Source organism: Litoribrevibacter albus, from assembly GCF_030159995.1.
Taxonomy (GTDB): Bacteria; Pseudomonadota; Gammaproteobacteria; order Pseudomonadales; family Litoribrevibacteraceae; genus Litoribrevibacter; species Litoribrevibacter albus.
Genome location: NZ_BSNM01000016.1, coordinates 88,224 through 104,591 on the forward strand (window position 1 = coordinate 88,224; position 16,368 = coordinate 104,591).

Annotated in this window: 9 protein-coding genes; 6 read left to right on the forward strand and 3 right to left on the reverse strand. The window is 48.0% G+C overall.

The genetic code is table 11. From position 1 onward, the window contains the following. Positions 1 to 164 precede the first annotated feature (164 nt). Positions 165 to 1,685, forward strand: a complete 1,521-nt coding sequence (locus tag QQL66_RS15195) for a YifB family Mg chelatase-like AAA ATPase (protein WP_284382540.1) — start codon at positions 165 to 167, stop codon at positions 1,683 to 1,685. Positions 1,686 to 1,724: 39 nt separating this feature from the next. Here the strand turns inward: QQL66_RS15195 and QQL66_RS15200 are convergent, their stop codons facing one another. After that, a complete protein-coding gene (locus tag QQL66_RS15200; protein ID WP_284382541.1) occupies positions 1,725 to 2,348 on the reverse strand; it encodes an acyloxyacyl hydrolase in 624 nt (207 codons plus the stop codon). A 271-nt stretch (positions 2,349 to 2,619) separates the two neighbouring features. On the opposite strand from QQL66_RS15200, the gene rep reads away from it, so the two are divergent. Then, positions 2,620 to 4,659 (forward strand): DNA helicase Rep, encoded by a 2,040-nt coding sequence (gene rep, locus QQL66_RS15205; RefSeq protein WP_284382542.1) that lies wholly within the window; start codon positions 2,620 to 2,622, stop codon positions 4,657 to 4,659. A gap of 8 nt (positions 4,660 to 4,667) precedes the next feature. On the opposite strand, the gene QQL66_RS15210 is transcribed toward rep, so the two are convergent. Both QQL66_RS15210 and QQL66_RS15215 read right to left on the reverse strand, forming a co-directional pair. Then, entirely contained in the window at positions 4,668 to 7,208 is a 2,541-nt protein-coding gene (locus tag QQL66_RS15210; protein WP_284382543.1) for a bifunctional diguanylate cyclase/phosphodiesterase, read from the reverse strand. A 457-nt stretch (positions 7,209 to 7,665) separates the two neighbouring features. Then, on the reverse strand, positions 7,666 to 8,082 hold the full coding sequence (locus tag QQL66_RS15215; RefSeq protein WP_284382545.1) for a c-type cytochrome: 417 nt from the start codon (positions 8,080 to 8,082) through the stop codon (positions 7,666 to 7,668). A gap of 434 nt (positions 8,083 to 8,516) precedes the next feature. On the opposite strand from QQL66_RS15215, the gene QQL66_RS15220 reads away from it, so the two are divergent. From QQL66_RS15220 to QQL66_RS15235, 4 genes are all read left to right on the forward strand, one after another. Continuing rightward, positions 8,517 to 10,199, forward strand: coding sequence for a CocE/NonD family hydrolase (locus QQL66_RS15220; protein ID WP_284382546.1), 1,683 nt, complete (start codon positions 8,517 to 8,519; stop codon positions 10,197 to 10,199). A 226-nt stretch (positions 10,200 to 10,425) separates the two neighbouring features. After that, positions 10,426 to 11,757 carry a Na+/H+ antiporter NhaC family protein gene (locus QQL66_RS15225; protein WP_284382548.1) on the forward strand — a complete coding sequence of 444 codons (1,332 nt, stop codon included), beginning with the start codon at positions 10,426 to 10,428 and terminating at the stop codon, positions 11,755 to 11,757. 210 nt (positions 11,758 to 11,967) lie between these two features. Next, entirely contained in the window at positions 11,968 to 15,486 is a 3,519-nt protein-coding gene (locus QQL66_RS15230; protein WP_284382549.1) for a hypothetical protein, read from the forward strand. Between the two features lie 123 nt (positions 15,487 to 15,609). After that, positions 15,610 to 16,356: a GNAT family N-acetyltransferase gene (locus QQL66_RS15235; protein ID WP_284382550.1), complete on the forward strand. Its 747-nt coding sequence runs from the start codon at positions 15,610 to 15,612 to the stop codon at positions 16,354 to 16,356. Positions 16,357 to 16,368: the final 12 nt, after the last annotated feature.

A 16,368-nucleotide genomic window follows, 5' to 3' on the forward strand; every position in this document is an offset into this window, starting at 1 on the left:
AACTGCCTGCTCAGCTAATAAGAATTCCTCATCAAATTAAACTTTGTTTCTTACCTCATCACACCAAGGTGTGATTTCCTGTCGAGCTCACTGCCAGGTTCAAATCAATAGCCCATAGAGTAATCACTGAGAACAAAAAGAAGCATCAATCATAAGGAAACAACATGTCACTGGCCGTCATTCATACGAGAGCCGCACTGGGCTTAAATGCACCGTTGGTAACGGTAGAAACCCACATTTCAGGAGGACTACCGTCATTATCCATTGTTGGTCTACCTGAAACGGCAGTGAAAGAAAGTAAAGACAGAGTTCGAAGCGCCATCATCAACAGTGAGTTTGAATTTCCTCTGGGAAGAATCACCATCCATCTCGGGCCTGCTGACCTCCCAAAAGAAGGCGGGCGATATGACTTGGCCATTGCCATCAGCATTCTGGCCGCATCCAATCAAATCAAAGCAGACAAGCTTTCAAACTATGAGATCATCGGTGAACTGTCGCTGTCAGGAGAAGTTCGTCCCGTCAAAGCGGTACTACCTTCCGCGATCGCTTCACATCAGGCTCAAAAGATTGCGATCGTTCCAGTATTTAATGCGGAAGAAGCCTCACTCCCCGGAAACAACCCTGTAATCGCCGTAAAACAGCTGTCGGAACTGTGTGCCCATTTAAATGAATTAACCACCTTGCCGTTTTTTCACCCCCAAACAAACAGCGATACTCCCTCAGCCCCCCCATCTCAGCTCTGTCTATCGGACATCAAAGGACAACCTCAAGCCAAACGAGCCTTAGAAATCGCTGCAGCCGGGGGTCATAATCTGTTAATGAGCGGCCCTCCCGGCACAGGCAAGACCATGTTAGCAAGCCGCTTAACCAGTATCCTTCCGGAAGTCTCTCATCATGAGTCGTTAGAGATTGCGAAGGTTCAATCAATCAGCAATCCATTGAACATGAACCAGTGGCGTCAGCGCCCGTTTAGATCACCACACCATTCATCTTCCGCAGCGGCACTGGTAGGCGGTGGCTCAACTCCGAAACCCGGAGAAATCACCCAATCCCATTTAGGGGTTCTATTTTTGGACGAATTGCCAGAATTTGATCGGAAAGTATTAGAAGTGTTAAGAGAACCTTTGGAAAGTGGTGAAATTACCATTTCACGAGCCCGACATCAGATTACCTACCCCGCCCAGTTTCAGTTGATTGCCGCGATGAACCCAACCCCCTGTGGAAAAGTCTGCGGCCCCAACGACATTTGCTACTGCACTCCGGCGAAGATCGACAAATATCGGAGTAAATTATCCGGACCCTTACTGGATCGAATCGATCTCCAAATTGAAGTAAACCCCATTCCTAAAGAACTGTTAGTCGCCGGCAGTTCACATCAAGAAGAAACCAGTGTCTCGGTCAAGCAGCGGGTTACCTCAGCCCGAAATCGCCAACTGGCGCGCTCCGGTAAGCCCAACAGCATGCTCACAACCAAAGAAATTGAGGAACATTGCCAAATCAGCCAAGCCGATTTTGACCTGATGAATCAAGCCATTGAGCAGTTAGGTTTATCCGCGCGCTCGTATCATCGCATATTAAAAGTGGCCCGCACGGTGGCGGATTTAAACGACTGCGACACTTTATCCACAGCACATTTAACCGAAGCGTTAAGTTATCGAAAACTGGATTTTCATCGCAGACAATAGATACACAATCAAGAATGGCAGTGTCTATGACCACAGCGGTTAATAATGCCAATGAAATCGAATTCCGGTGTTGTCCAACCCTTGATTGCGATCCTCACAAAAACCGCCGTGCGACAGATGATCGGTCAAAATCGACAAAGCCCAGCGCTCTGAGAACCGCCATCCAACTTCTATGGCTTCACGAAACAATACCCGACAGCCCAACCCCCGCCGTTTGCTTTCAGGCTCTCGTTTTCCGTTATGAACGGTTAACCCGAAAAACGGAATCACAAACAGACCGGAATCAGCTTCGTCCTCAAAGACATCCAATTCCCAGCTATATCCAGCGTATAAATAGCTGGTATTGCCTATGCCGTTAAGCATCAACCCATAGGTGGGTTCCGCATTGAACAACCAATCCACAGGTTCAGTAACCACTTCGCCATTGGCGTCAGTGCCATGTTCAACCCGACTGGCAACCAATCCTTTATTGTGAGCAAAGATGCCGACTCGAAGTTTGGTGATACCATACTCGGAAGCCATATCGGAAGCCATGTCTGAAGTGTCAGTGGATGCGGAATCCGAACTTATGCTTGTACCCGTGTCCGCTGACAGTGGCGGCAGGTAACCCACGCTCAACATCAGTACACCGACAACACAATACACTCGCCTCGTTAGCCGCATAACACCTCGCATTTGAAAGAGCCCAGACATGCCCCGGATCGTCTACAGACCATCTCGACCGACAGAGTCCTTTCCAATAAAGGCATAAAATTAAGTATTAGTCGGAATCCACAGTTAACCAATCGGATTTTTAGATCGATCCCGCCTTCCCTTTCCAGTAAATCGTCGGGAAGTTGCCTATAAAACGTTCGAATAGTCGCCCTTTTTAAAACGACTTCTGTTAGAATTCGCGGATTCCCTTCACCTTGACTTCAAGCCTGCCAGACACTTCATGACACCGATTGAAAAACGCATTCAACAGCTTAACGACCGACAACAAGAAGCGTGTAAATACATCAGTACACCGCTGTTAGTAATTGCCGGTGCAGGCAGTGGTAAAACCAGTGTTATTACCACCAAGATCGCTTATCTCATCGATACCTGCGGGATTAAGGCTCACAACATAGTCGCGGTGACCTTTACCAACAAGGCCGCCCGTGAAATGAAAGAGCGGGTTGGGCAACTGATTCAAGGTAAAGCCAGCCGAGGTTTAACCGTATCTACCTTCCATAACCTGGGTTTGAACATCATTCGAAAGGAATGCAAAACCTTGGGCTATAAATCCGGCTTTTCCATCTTCGATCAACAAGATGCACTCAGCCTGATCAAAGAAATCATGATTCGCCAATACGACGATGACGGAGGTATGGCAGATCAGGTTCAAAACCAGATCTCAAACTGGAAGAATGAAATGCTGATGCCGGAAGACCTGATGAACGTATCAGGTTCTCCCGAAGAAGTGGCTGCCGCAGTGGTTTACGAGCGCTACAATCGCTACTTAAAAGCGTATAACGCGGTTGATTTTGACGACCTCATTTTATTGCCGACGTTACTTTTCCAGAACCATCCTGAAGTGCTGGAAAAGTGGCAACGTAAAGTACATTACATGCTGGTGGACGAGTACCAAGACACCAACACCAGTCAGTACTTACTGGTTAAACAATTGGTAGGCATGCGCGCCAAATTCACCGTAGTAGGTGACGACGATCAGTCCATCTACGCATGGCGTGGCGCCCGTCCCGAGAACCTTACTCAACTAAAGGTCGATTTCCCAAGCCTGAAAGTGGTCAAACTCGAACAAAACTACCGTTCGACCAGTCGCATTCTGAAAGCGGCAAATATTCTGATCGCCAATAACCCACACGAGTTCGACAAGAAACTCTGGTCCGATTACGGCATGGGCGAAGAAATCCGGGTAATTGCCTGTAAGAGTGAAGACGCCGAAGCCGAACGAGTGGCGTCAGACATCATCGAACAACGTCTGCGACGGGGAAATCACTACAGCGATTACGCCATTCTCTACCGCGGGAATCACCAATCCCGTCTGATAGAGATGAAACTCCAGTCCTATCAGATTCCCTACAATCTGTCCGGCGGCACCAGTTTCTTCTCTCGCACCGAAGTCAAAGACATCATGGCGTACCTGAAACTGATCGTGAACCCGGACGATGACAACGCCTTTCTTCGAATCATTAATATCCCGAGACGAGAGATTGGCCCGACCACCCTCGAAAAGCTGAGTGCATTAGCCAACCAGCGGGACGTCAGCTTATTCACAGCCTGTGACGACATAGGCCTCGATCAGGTTTTATCCGAAAAAGCGACAGCGCGTATACGCCAGTTCCATAATTGGATGCAGCGTGTCACTCAAAACTGCTATCAGGGCAACGCCATTGATGCCGTCACCGAAATGATTCGGGACATCGACTACGAAGCCTGGTTACATCAGACCAGCAACAGTCCGGCACAAGCCGAGAAGCGCATGAACAACATCTGGTTTCTGGTGGAATCCTTACAGCGCTCTATTCATCGGGCACAGGAAGACGGCGACGAAGGTGACATCGAAGACGCCATCGCTAAGCTGGTACTGCGTGACATGATGGAACGACAGGAAGAAGAGGAAGAAACCGATAAAGTTCAGTTGATGACACTGCACGCGTCTAAAGGTCTGGAGTACCCCAATGTCTACATCATGGGGATGGAAGAAGAGTTGCTCCCCCACAGAAACAGCATCGATGATGACAACATCGAAGAAGAGCGCCGTTTGATGTATGTGGGAATTACTCGTGCCAAGCGAGTGTTAACACTTACTTACGCTGCAAAACGTAAGCAATATGGTGAGATTTTTAACACCACGCCGAGTCGTTTTCTAGAGGAACTGCCTCAGGAAGATCTAACTTGGCAAGGTGTGAAATCGAAAGAAGATCCTGAAAAGCTTAAAGCCCACGGGCAGGCCACACTCAGCAGTTTGAAGTCATTATTGGGGGACTGATCAGTCCCCTAGACGTTTTCGTCTTCCGTCAGAATAGTCAGCACATCCGCATTCAAATGGCTCTTCGCCATTTGCTGAACATCGCCCTTAGCCAGAACATCCGGCAGTTCATCTTCATCAATAGGACGAGATAACAGGAAGCCCTGAGCACTGTCGCATTGATGTTCCTGCAAGAACAATAAATGCTCTTTGGTCTCAATGCCTTCAGCCACCACATACTTATTGAGTTTGTGGGCCAGGTCGATCACCGAAGTCACGATATGACGGCTTTCTTCACTTTCGTTGGTCGGAGCGATGAAACTGCGGTCGAGTTTAATCACATCCACCGGCAACTGACGAAGATAGCTCAAGGAGGAGTAACCCGTACCAAAATCGTCCAATGCCACGGTTACACCTAAGTTGTTGGCCTGTTTCATTACAGAGGCCGCCAACTCACTGTTGTGGATAAGTACGTTCTCGGTAATTTCCAGCTCCAGTCGGTCACCCGGCATGTCTTGTAAACAGGCTTGCAAATGATCCACCAGCTTATCATCACAAAACTGACGCGCGGATAGGTTAACTGCCAATTTATAGCTGCCGAGTCCGGCACGTTCCAGACCTCGAATGATATTCAAACCGTGGCTGATCACCCAGCGCCCCAGCTGGAAGATCATCTCACCCTGCTCCATCTGAGGGATGAAATGATTGGGCATGATCAGTCCTTTTTCAGGATGACGCCATCGCACCAAAGCTTCAAAGCTGTCGAGATCTCCCGAATCCAGTCGATACTTAGGCTGCAAGAACAGACAAAACTCTTCGTTATCCAACGCCGTTTGCAGCGCAGATTCCAGCTCCAATGCTTTGGAGATATCAATCAGCATCTGATCATTAAAGAAGTGGAAGCTATTTTTACCCTCTTCCTTGGCAGCGTACATCGCCATGTCAGCCTGACGAGTTAAATCTTCAGGGCTGCTGTCCGGGTTATCACAACACACCACGCCAATACTGGCCGTAATCGTCAGTACCCGATTATCGATTTCAATCGGCTGACGGAACTCAGTCAGGATTTTTCTTAGGAAAATATGAATGTCATCCGGGTCTTTGAGGTGACGACAGATGATCGCAAACTCATCCCCGCCCAAACGGCATAAGGTATCTTTTTCTGAAATCAGCTTTTCCAGACGTCGCGCCATTTGCACCAGCAGATGATCACCTGTCATGTGTCCCAGGGTTTCATTGATGCGCTTGAACGAATCCAAATCCAGGAACAACAGACCAATCGACTCTTCCGGATGATCTTTTAATTCACTCACCGCTTCCCGTAATTCGTGCACATACAAGGAACGATTCGGTAAATGCGTTAACGTGTCATACATCGCCAGTCGTTCCAGCTCACCGGTTCTCAGCTCAACTTCCCGACTCAAAAACTCTAAACGACGGGACAAGTCCACGGTCGCAATATCCAACTGATCCACTTCATTAAAGTGACTGCCATGATCCGGAGCCAACCGGTTTCTCACCAGCTCATATTCACCGTCTGCCAGTAATGGCAAGGTTTGATTATGTAAGGTAATTCGCTGAACAGGACGCCAAAGTAAAGCGACTCCAACCAACACCGACAGCATCCCGGCTAACAAAGCAAACAACAGAGAGAAAAGCATCAGTTGCTTACTACTGGCCTGTTCTTCCGTGAGATCGGAAGCAACCAACAGTACATCGCCCAATTGGTTGATCTCCATCGCCCATAACGCCCACGCTTTATCTTTCATCAGCACCTGCTGACCCGAAGACAACAACTCTTTAAGGCTATAGCTGCGGTTCGCAAACACCAATACCTCATTGGTTAACACCTGACTAGTGGACGACATCAACCCCACATTCCAGTTAGCCAAACGACCAAGATAACTCGGATCAGTGCCAACAACGGCCAACGCCAATTCAACACCAAATGAGCGCCCCATCGCGGCAACCACATCCGAAATCGATTGGGCAATCACCATCACATAGCGAGTACCACCATCAAGCAAAATAGGCACACCTATATAAAGGCGACAATCATCAGAACAATGAATAAGAGATTCAGGGCGACTTTTTTGAGGGACCCACTCCAAAAGCTCAGTCACAGGTTTCATACTCACCTGTCCCTTCTGGGCCAACACTTCGGCGCGATCACCCAATAACACGATAGCATCCATCTGGCCGAAGAGATTGAGATTATCCCATTGCAAGTCAATCGCTCGCATTAAGGCAGTCAAATCAGGGTCGGGTACTTTTGCAGAATCGGGAGCGATGTGATTGGCAGCACTCACCGCCAAAGACTCGGTACTGGCAAGCAACATAATCTGGTCAGCAACATCAACTAACCCATCACCAGTCATCGAAATCAGTTGCTTAAAATTTGTACGGTATTTATTTAGCTCAGTTTCAAGGTATCGGTCTTGTCGCTCAGCCGACCAGATATAGGTGGCAACCGCAAACACCAATACAATCAAGGAAGCCACCAGAGCAAAAGCACTCGCCACTTGAAATTTCAAACTGATGAATTTTGAATCAGCTAATCGAGAGCTCATAACACCTAACTCTTTTTTAACGCTCAGAACGTGACGGTAGCCAGTTCGAGTTCTGAATAACACTCGTCCAAGGCCATACCAACTGGGTTTGCTTCAACTTGTTAAATTTTGATCCAAGGGAAAGAAAAGACCCTCAGACAGGCTTTTCACCATAGCTTGTAAGCCAATGATATTCCAGAACTATTTAGCACTTTCTAATGAAACACCGGCGTCAAATCACAAATATCAAATGATTCTCGGCAAGAAACTTCATTGTCTATCGGCTAATGCAGAAAAACCATGAGAAGAAAGCTCAATAATGATCAATGCAACCAACAAAAAGGGCTTCTCATCCCACTACTCAATCATACAAATGACATCAATATAAAGAAGGTCTACACATAAGACAGAATCTATAGGCATAAAAAAAGTGGGCTAATGAATCATTAACCCACTTTTTATTGAGACAAGATCGATACTAGAACTTGCTCATGAACTCAATCGCAGCAGACAACTCTTCATCAGAACAGTTACCACAGGTGCCTTTAGGAGGCATTGAGTTGATACCGCTGATCGCGTTTGCCAATAGCGTATCAAGACCTTTCTCTAAACGAGGTGCCCAGTCAGAAGTACCTTTCTTCGGCGCACCCAACACACCAACACCATGACACGCGCCACAAGAAGCGTTATAAACTTCTTCACCAGAACGAGGACCTGAGGCCGATGCAGTCGCTGCACCAGAAGCCGCAGCACACTCTTCACCCTGAATACACGCAGAACCTACTGGCTGAATACGCTCGCGAATTGCTTCATCACTGTTTGAACTCGCCATTGCCAAGGTAGATAGGATTACACCTGCAAGTACCGCAACAACTGAACGAATGGCTTTCATCATCTTTCAAGACCCCTGTTATCAGCTAATCAGCCTCATTCCTTCTTGAATAAGACCATATAAATTTTGGATCGCGCGATTATACCTGCAATAACCCTAAAGACCAAACGGTTGATATTAAAAGCATAGAGCTATATCAAGAATTCATGGATTAACAGGGCAATGACTCAAAATCTAACACCTACCCTGTCTGTTTTTCGACCAGTTCACATAAATTATTGATCCTACACGACAGGCACGACAAGCAAGTCATTTCTGACTGATTCAGTCACTTTCTAACCGGCAGAAATTCCTGAGACTTGCTACCTTCTTTGCTCACACTCAACAAGTTAATCCTTCGAGGAGACACACAAGCCACCCGTTAAGACGTACAAAAAGCAAAGACCCACACTCAAAACAGAGATCCACAACAAAAATAACAACATCTGGAGATAAATATGAGTACTAACCGAGTCGAAAGACAGTCACGTCTTTTGTCGACACAATTCTTTGCCACTCTGATGGCATTATTACTGATTGGCTTAAGCAGTTATGGCCATGCAACCAATCTATTGGCGGGATTCACCTCCATTCCCGGGCAATTCCCTGAATCCGACTTGTATACCGTCAATGACGACATTGTGGTTACCAGCTTTGACGGAGTTGAGCTGACCGCCAACGTCTTGGTTCCGACCACTGGCGAAGAAAGCTATCCGGCCATCATCTTTATCAACAGCTGGTCGCTGGATGAATACGAGTACATCCCACAAGCCGCGAAACTGGCAGAACAGGGCTATGTGGTTCTTAGCTATGCGACGCGTGGTTTTGGTGAATCCACAGGTGAGATCAACACCGCCGGCCCGAAAGACATGATCGACTTCAGCCGTATGATCGATTGGCTTTTGGCAAATACGCCTGCAGACGCAGAGCGCATTGGTGTCTCCGGGATTTCCTACGGTTCAGGCATCAGCCTGTTAGGTGCGGCTCATGACAGCCGTGTTTCTGCAGTTGTTGCGATGAGCACCTGGGGCGATCTGGTTGAATCACTGTATGCACAGGAAACGCCACGCCTTATCTGGGGCGGTCTGTTAACTTTATTGGGCGAACTCACCGGCAACCCGGAAGAAGACATTGCTAAAAACTACGGCAACCTGATTGTTCACAAGAACATTCCTGAAACGCTGGAATGGGCCTACGGTCGCTCAGCGGTAACCTATGTCGACATCCTCAATGCGCGTAATGTACCGATTTATATTGCCAACAACTTTGGCGACAACCTCTTCCAACCGAACCAAGCACTAGCGCTGTATGAAAAACTGACGACGCCTAAGCGCATCGATTTAAGTCAGGGCATGCACGCGAGCGCCGAATTGTGGGGCTTAATCAACGCAGACAAAGACCACTATCTATGGACCAACACGCAACGCTGGTTTGATCGTTATCTGAAAGGCGAGCAAAACGGCATTGATCAAGAGTCCGCGTTCAACGTTGAACCGAAATACGCCAATGACCAGTATGAGCAACTAGAACAATGGCCAAGCCCACTGGTACAAGATCAGCGTTTGTATCTGCATTCTCGCGGCCTGTTCACCAACGGTGGTCTAAAGACAGAGACCTATCGCCCTTGGTGGACACAAACCGATACCATCCTGTCCGGCCTGGACACCTTGGCTAATACCGGGGTTCCTATGCTGTCGAGTTTGATAGAAGCTGAAATTGATGCCCCTGTGCTTACTTCAATTCCGCTGATCAGCCGTGTCAATGGCATCGTTTTCCAAACAGACCGTCTGGATCAAACCATGAAACTACGCGGTATTCCTAAGCTGAAACTGAACATTCAGCCAAGCAAGTCAAAATACCAGATGGTGGCTTATCTCTACGATGTAGACTCTGTAGGTATTGGTCGTCTGATCACTCATGCTCCATTAACAGATTATGAAGCGGCAGAAGACCGTCGCCAAACAGTAGACCTTAACTTGGTAGCGGCCGCCTACGATGTTCCGGCAGGTCACCGAGTGGCGCTGGTCATTGATACCTTTGACCTTCTGTATGCTCCGCCTACCCTGGAACTGTATTCTCTTAAATTCAAATTCAATAAAGACTACCAGTCCTGGTTGGATTTGCCGATTAAGAACCAGTAATCGGATAATTAGACACGCGATCAAAACCCGGCGCCGGATTTCATGGCGCTGGGTTCATCATACAAATAATAATCACTTGAGAAACAAGCACATAAAACGCCTCTTTTCTCCTGCCATCAATGCACCCCCGCCTCCTCTCATTCTCGTATGAGTCTATAACCAAAAATTATTATCCAATCAGTCAGAAATCTTTAGAATACGCCGCTTTTTTATCGGAGTTCAATCAATGACCAAAGGCTCTCCTTGGGCACTGTTGCCCATGTTGCTGTTCCTAACTTTGTTCATCGGAAGCGGTGTGTATTACCAGGACGCAGGGGTTGATTTCGCCTTTTATGAAATTTCAGCTCCCGTGGCGATTTTACCGGCAATCATTCTTGGCTTGCTCCTAACCAGGGGCAGTATTAATCAACGCTTTGAACACTTCATTAAAGGCTGCAGCGATCCAACCTTGGTCACCATGCTCCTGATCTTTTTGCTGGCCGGTGGTTTTGCCAGTGTTGCCAAAGCCATTGGCGGCGTCGAAGCAACAGTGAATTTTGGTCTCAGTGTTATCCCATCTTCGTTAGTCTTACCCGGACTCTTCGTTATGACCGCCTTTATGGCGACCGCCATGGGTACATCAATGGGCACCATCGCCGCCGTTGCACCCATTGCCGTGGGCTTGGCGGACGCTACCGAATTACCTCTGGCATTAACAGTCGGTACAGTAATGGGTGGGGCTATGTTCGGTGATAACCTGTCGATTATTTCCGACACCACCATCGCCGCCACTCGCACTCAAGGCTGCTCTATGGCCGATAAATTCCGATTAAACTTAAAGATCGCGTTTCCCGCCGCACTGATCACGCTGGTTTGGTTGTTCTTTCAAGGCAGCGAAATCAACAATGCTCCAGTGGAGGAATATAACCTCATCAACATGCTGCCTTATATTGTGGTCTTAGTTCTGGCCGTGGCTGGCTTGAACGTCTTAGCCGTATTACTGACGGGTATTGTTCTGGCAGGCGTTGTGGGTCTTACCATGTTGCCTGACTATCACATCGCTCAATGGTCAAAAGACATTTATGCCGGCTACAGCAGCATGCAGGAAATCATGATTCTATCGCTTCTCATTGCCGGGCTTGGTGCCTTAATGAAGGTCGGAGGAGGCCTAACCTGGGTAGCGAACCAAATCGATAAACTAAGCCGTCGAACGGAAGACACAACAAACCTCAGTGATAATAGCCCTCAGCGCGCAGGGGAAAGCAGCATTGCTTTATCAGTCGCCATCTCAAACCTTTGCACCGCTAACAACACGGTTGCCATCCTGATTTCAGGCAGCTTAGCGAAAGACATTGCCGAACGTTATCGGGTTGACCCTCGTCGCAGTGCCAGCCTAATGGACATTGTGTCTTGTGTGATTCAAGGAATGATTCCGTGGGGTGCTCAGATGTTGTTAGCCGCGTCGATTGCCAAGTTATCACCACTGCAACTAATTGATACCGTCGTCTATTGCTGGGCTCTAGGCGCCATGGCCATTCTTTCGATTGCGTTCCGCTGGCCACGCTTAAAGCCCCAATAGCGGTTTTCATTACGACTAATATTTTCAGATAAGGCTTCTTTCTCAGAAGCCTTATTTTTATCCCGCTCACCAAGGGTTGCTCACATTCGTCATTTACAGACTGTAACCATTTAACCCGGGTTAACGCTCTCGACACCAAATCCACTCTGATATCATACCTGACCAAACTTACAAACTATTAGTTATGGAAAGTAAAGTTAAGGACAACCAATGAAGCAGTTCGATAAGTCCATCCAAATCCCGATCTACCTCAACCAACCCGAATCCCTGCGCTCCGCATTACAGCAATACCAGCAACACCTAACGGCTGGAACGGCCTTCAACAAACATCAGTTTGACATTGAATTTGTTGCCCGCGAAGAAGATGGCACCCGTCGCTTGCAGTTTCAGGATATTGAAAGTGAACACTGGCGTAAGCTGGCTTATCTTTCTTATCGAAAAGGACCGGAATCATGGACCTTTAAGAAAGATGAAACCATCGCCGATGACGATGAATTCTATGTGTCGGAAGCTATTCTGTTTGCCATCGCGTTGCAACACGAGTCCGTCCTCGACGAGCTGGTGAACACGGCCGAAGCCATCGTCGCCTATGCGCGAAAATACAACGACACCAGCGCCATGTGGACTGACGACATGCGAGTATTCGGTGCTGAAGCGCTATTTTTATTGGGCTGCCACGACAGCCAATACCTCACTTTGTTGGCGCAGTTTTTTATCCCATACTGGGACGATGAACACGCCGGCGGTTACAGTGATTATCTGGCCTATTTTGTTCATCAGCATGGCTGGAGCCGGGATGTCATTAACGCCTACATTTGGTGTGATAACGGAGCTGTTCGTTATCAGATGTTTGGCAATGAATGGGAAAGTGATACTCACTATCAGCCGTTGGGCGACTATTTAAAAGCCAACCCGGAAGAATACTCTTGGTTCAAGCAAGCCTTAACTAAACGTCTGTTGACCAGTCCGAAAATGCTGTACTGCGAAGACAGCGACTTTGACAACGCCGACCCGGTGCTCGACTTTTATTTAACCCTGTTGCCCGAAGAAGGTGACCCGTTCAACGAAGAAGACCAGGAAGCACACCGCCAGCAGCATTTTATAACCGCCAGCCTGGAAGACGAGGCACTCGACTTACAACAACAGATCAAAGCACAAACTGACAAACCGTTGGTGTGTTACGCGACGGGTAATTTTTATCAAGAAGAATACTGGGACAACGACACAACAGGTCAGCATCTGCGTAATGTGAAACCGCTGATTTTAGCGTTACCTCAGGGGGATATGGTCTGGCAACATATAATTGATGGCAGCCAGCCGGCAACCGTTGAGGCCTTAACCGAAATCCCTCTGATAGAGCTGGCACAACGACACGCTCCGGCGTTTTATCAGCAACTCAGCGACGATCTGCTTGGCACCCATAACAATCAGGACATCGCCCCGGAACTTGGCCCATTACTGTATGAGCTGCTGGATGAAATGTATTGTGACGATGAAGATGCCGAAGTACTGGCCGACATTATGCCATCCTCCAGTCAGCAACAACGTGGCGAACAGGTATTGCGTCTGCTGGATGTATTCTACCGCCTGTTGGGTCAACGTGAGTTGGGGAGTTTTCTCCCTGTCCGCCTGATTGAGAATTATGAACTGCTGGATACACGCGCCTATTTCAATCGTTACAGCCAGGCGTCAGCAGAGGATCAGGACAAGCTGATCCACGCCCATTTATTAAACGATATTGGCCACACCTTTTGCGACATGGACGAGCTGCTGTGTCATGAGAATTTGGAAGAAGCTCGCGAGCTGTTCAGTGAACACCCGGAGCTGACCAACCCTGCTATCTGGCCGAAAGACAATGATACCTTCGCCATCGGCCAATACGCGCTGATGGCGTTGTTATTACACGATGCCTATAAAAATAATGCGACCAACTCCAACAGCAAAAAACTGGCCGCCGAATTTGCATCGACAAAACCCTGGCAGGCGATGCTCGATTACCTGCGTGAAAATCTCGATATTCTCGGGCAGGGAATTTTTGATCAGCAAGGTATGACGGCAACACAGGTCGAACAGTTGTCCGACTATTTCACTGCCGACGAACCGCAATTAACTCAGCCACAGGTAATAGAGTTATTTCAGCAGTATGCCCATCGCGAAGAAGTGGTGCGCGGTCCTCTGAATATGAACCAGTTCAATCAACAACAGATTGGCTATCACTTTTTAAGTGACCACGATGACAATTATCAGCGTTGTTTATTAATTTGCTTCTGGCTCCTCAAGGCACCTAAAGACTGTGCCTTTAAACAACAAGCCAAACGACTTTGGCAATTGATGGTGGCGTTAGCGCCGGTACGGGTAACCCGGCTGGTGTCCCAGGCCTATTCTACCAACGGTTACCATGTTGAATTCGACGACGGTGCCGATGCGCTGGAGCACTACCGCATCAGGATGTTAGATGCCGGCATCGATCGCGCTTATCTACAGGCTTTTCAGGTGAGCCAATGTCGACTGAATAATTACGACGGTCCGGAAGAATATGAAGAATGGCTGGATAAATTCGCCCATATCGACAGTGATGATCAGTCGGTCTTTGGTCCGCTGCAGCGCCGCGATGCTGAGGCCTTACATCAGGGCCTGCGTTACATTAACGAAAGCACCAAAACCGAATTTTACCGCCGTTTATTACTGAAATACCCGCGTTTCAGCGAGCTCTATCAGCAAGAACTGAACACCGATTTACCCCAAGCGCTGTTGCGCAGTATTCAGCTCAGCCTGAATACGATGAAATGGGAAGACTTCAACGCGACCTTAACAGACGAATTTAGCACCGAGTTTGTTGAGTTGAATGATGAGCGTCTGGCGCTGAAACCGCATCAGGTCAGTGAACAGTTCCGCACACTGAAAGACCTGTCACCACTGGATATCGACTGGCAGAGCCTGTGGTTATTACAAGACAGTGGCGATCACTGGGAAATTATCGGCGGCTCGGAAAAACCGGCCAAAGCATTAAACCAGATTGGCGGTTTTGTGTTGTTGGTGAATAACGAGGTTAACAGCGACCAACTGCTGCAGCGCTGTTATGAGCTGAGCGATCGCGATTTCCGCAGCCAACAACTGCTGGATCAAATCATGAGCTATCTGCAGGGTGACGCCGACTACCAGACGACCCTGGCAATGAGCAAACAGTATCTGCATGGCGAATACTTGAAAGTGCAGGCACCGGATTATCGCCTCAACGGTCTCGATACTCTGATCTGGTTACTGGACGACACCCGCCGAGATCGCCTGACCAAATTACTGCTTAACGTCAATTACCGGGGCTTTAAACTCTTTGAACGCAACCTGGTGGGCCAGCTGCTCGACCAACAGGTACGCGAGGGTAAATTATCCTTACTCAAACGCCTTGCGCTGGACGATGATGAGGATGACTACCAGGAACAAGCCACCGCTCAATTCCTGATATGGATACATGAACTAGGTGTGTGTTATGAACACATCCTCTTGTACTGTATTAAACATTCTCACCTGCAAGCCTGCCAGTTATGGGTACTGGCGTTAACCAGAACCGATGAACTGAAAAAGGTTGCCAAGTTCCTGCGTGCTGATAATCGAACTCGGTTAATGGAAATGCTCGCCGAGCATCCGGAAGCACACGCCTACATGGTTAACTTTGCCAAGGATAAATCACGAGCAGTGCGGGATGTGGTCGGCCGTTTTCACCAGATGTAAAGCCAAAAAGAGTAAATATTCTTTTTAATCAAAGAATTAAGCGTCAAAGTTCGCTTTCTGAGTGCCTAACACCTACACTCCATATACAGTAAGTGTTAGGCATTTTTTAGGTAAAAAAGCAGTATGGATACAAAAATAACAACAACGGATACACAACACACGATCACCAATAAATACGGACAAACCCTTGGCGAGGCATTGGAACATTGGACGCCGCCCAACTCCCCCACCGAGATTCCAACGTCCGGACGCTTTTGTCGACTCGAACGACTGAACCCAAAGCTTCATGGGCAAGCCTTGTACCAAGCAAACGCTGAGGACATTACCCCTGAAAGCTGGACGTATCTGCCTTACGGCCCTTTTCGAGACTTTTCGGAATATCAGGATTGGTTGTCTGAACAGATTCAACAGTCAGATCAAAAGTTCTATGCCATCACTGACCTCAAATCCGGTAAAGCAGTGGGCTTAGCAGCTTACCTTCGGATTGCCCCTAATGCTGGCTCCATTGAAGTGGGTCACCTGAAATTTTCCCCAAGCATGCAACGAACACCAATCTCCACAGAAGCCATGTATTTAATGATGCAACACGCGTTCTCCTTGGGCTATCGACGGTATGAATGGAAATGCAACGACTTCAATGAACCGTCTAAACGTGCAGCACTTCGACTGGGCTTCCAATTTGAGGGTGTTTTTCGACAAGCTCAGGTTGTAAAAGGACATAACCGGGATACCGCCTGGTTCTCCGTCATAGACAAAGAGTGGCCTGTGCTTGAAACCGCATTTCAACAATGGTTGAGCCTTCAGAATTTCGACGACGAAGGAATGCAGGTGGAACGACTATCAGACATCAGGCAGTCCCTAGAGCCTTGATCCTAGTCACTT

Bases quoted from the DNA above. Each gene is read 5' to 3' on its own strand.
- QQL66_RS15195 (WP_284382540.1), top strand. From the start codon at position 165: ATGTCACTGGCCGTCATTCATACGAGAGCCGCACTGGGCTTAAATGCA.
- QQL66_RS15200 (WP_284382541.1), bottom strand. From the start codon at position 2,348: ATGCGGCTAACGAGGCGAGTGTATTGTGTTGTCGGTGTACTGATGTTG.
- rep (WP_284382542.1), top strand. From the start codon at position 2,620: ATGACACCGATTGAAAAACGCATTCAACAGCTTAACGACCGACAACAA.
- QQL66_RS15210 (WP_284382543.1), bottom strand. From the start codon at position 7,208: ATGAGCTCTCGATTAGCTGATTCAAAATTCATCAGTTTGAAATTTCAA.
- QQL66_RS15215 (WP_284382545.1), bottom strand. From the start codon at position 8,082: ATGATGAAAGCCATTCGTTCAGTTGTTGCGGTACTTGCAGGTGTAATC.
- QQL66_RS15220 (WP_284382546.1), top strand. From the start codon at position 8,517: ATGAGTACTAACCGAGTCGAAAGACAGTCACGTCTTTTGTCGACACAA.
- QQL66_RS15225 (WP_284382548.1), top strand. From the start codon at position 10,426: ATGACCAAAGGCTCTCCTTGGGCACTGTTGCCCATGTTGCTGTTCCTA.
- QQL66_RS15230 (WP_284382549.1), top strand. From the start codon at position 11,968: ATGAAGCAGTTCGATAAGTCCATCCAAATCCCGATCTACCTCAACCAA.
- QQL66_RS15235 (WP_284382550.1), top strand. From the start codon at position 15,610: ATGGATACAAAAATAACAACAACGGATACACAACACACGATCACCAAT.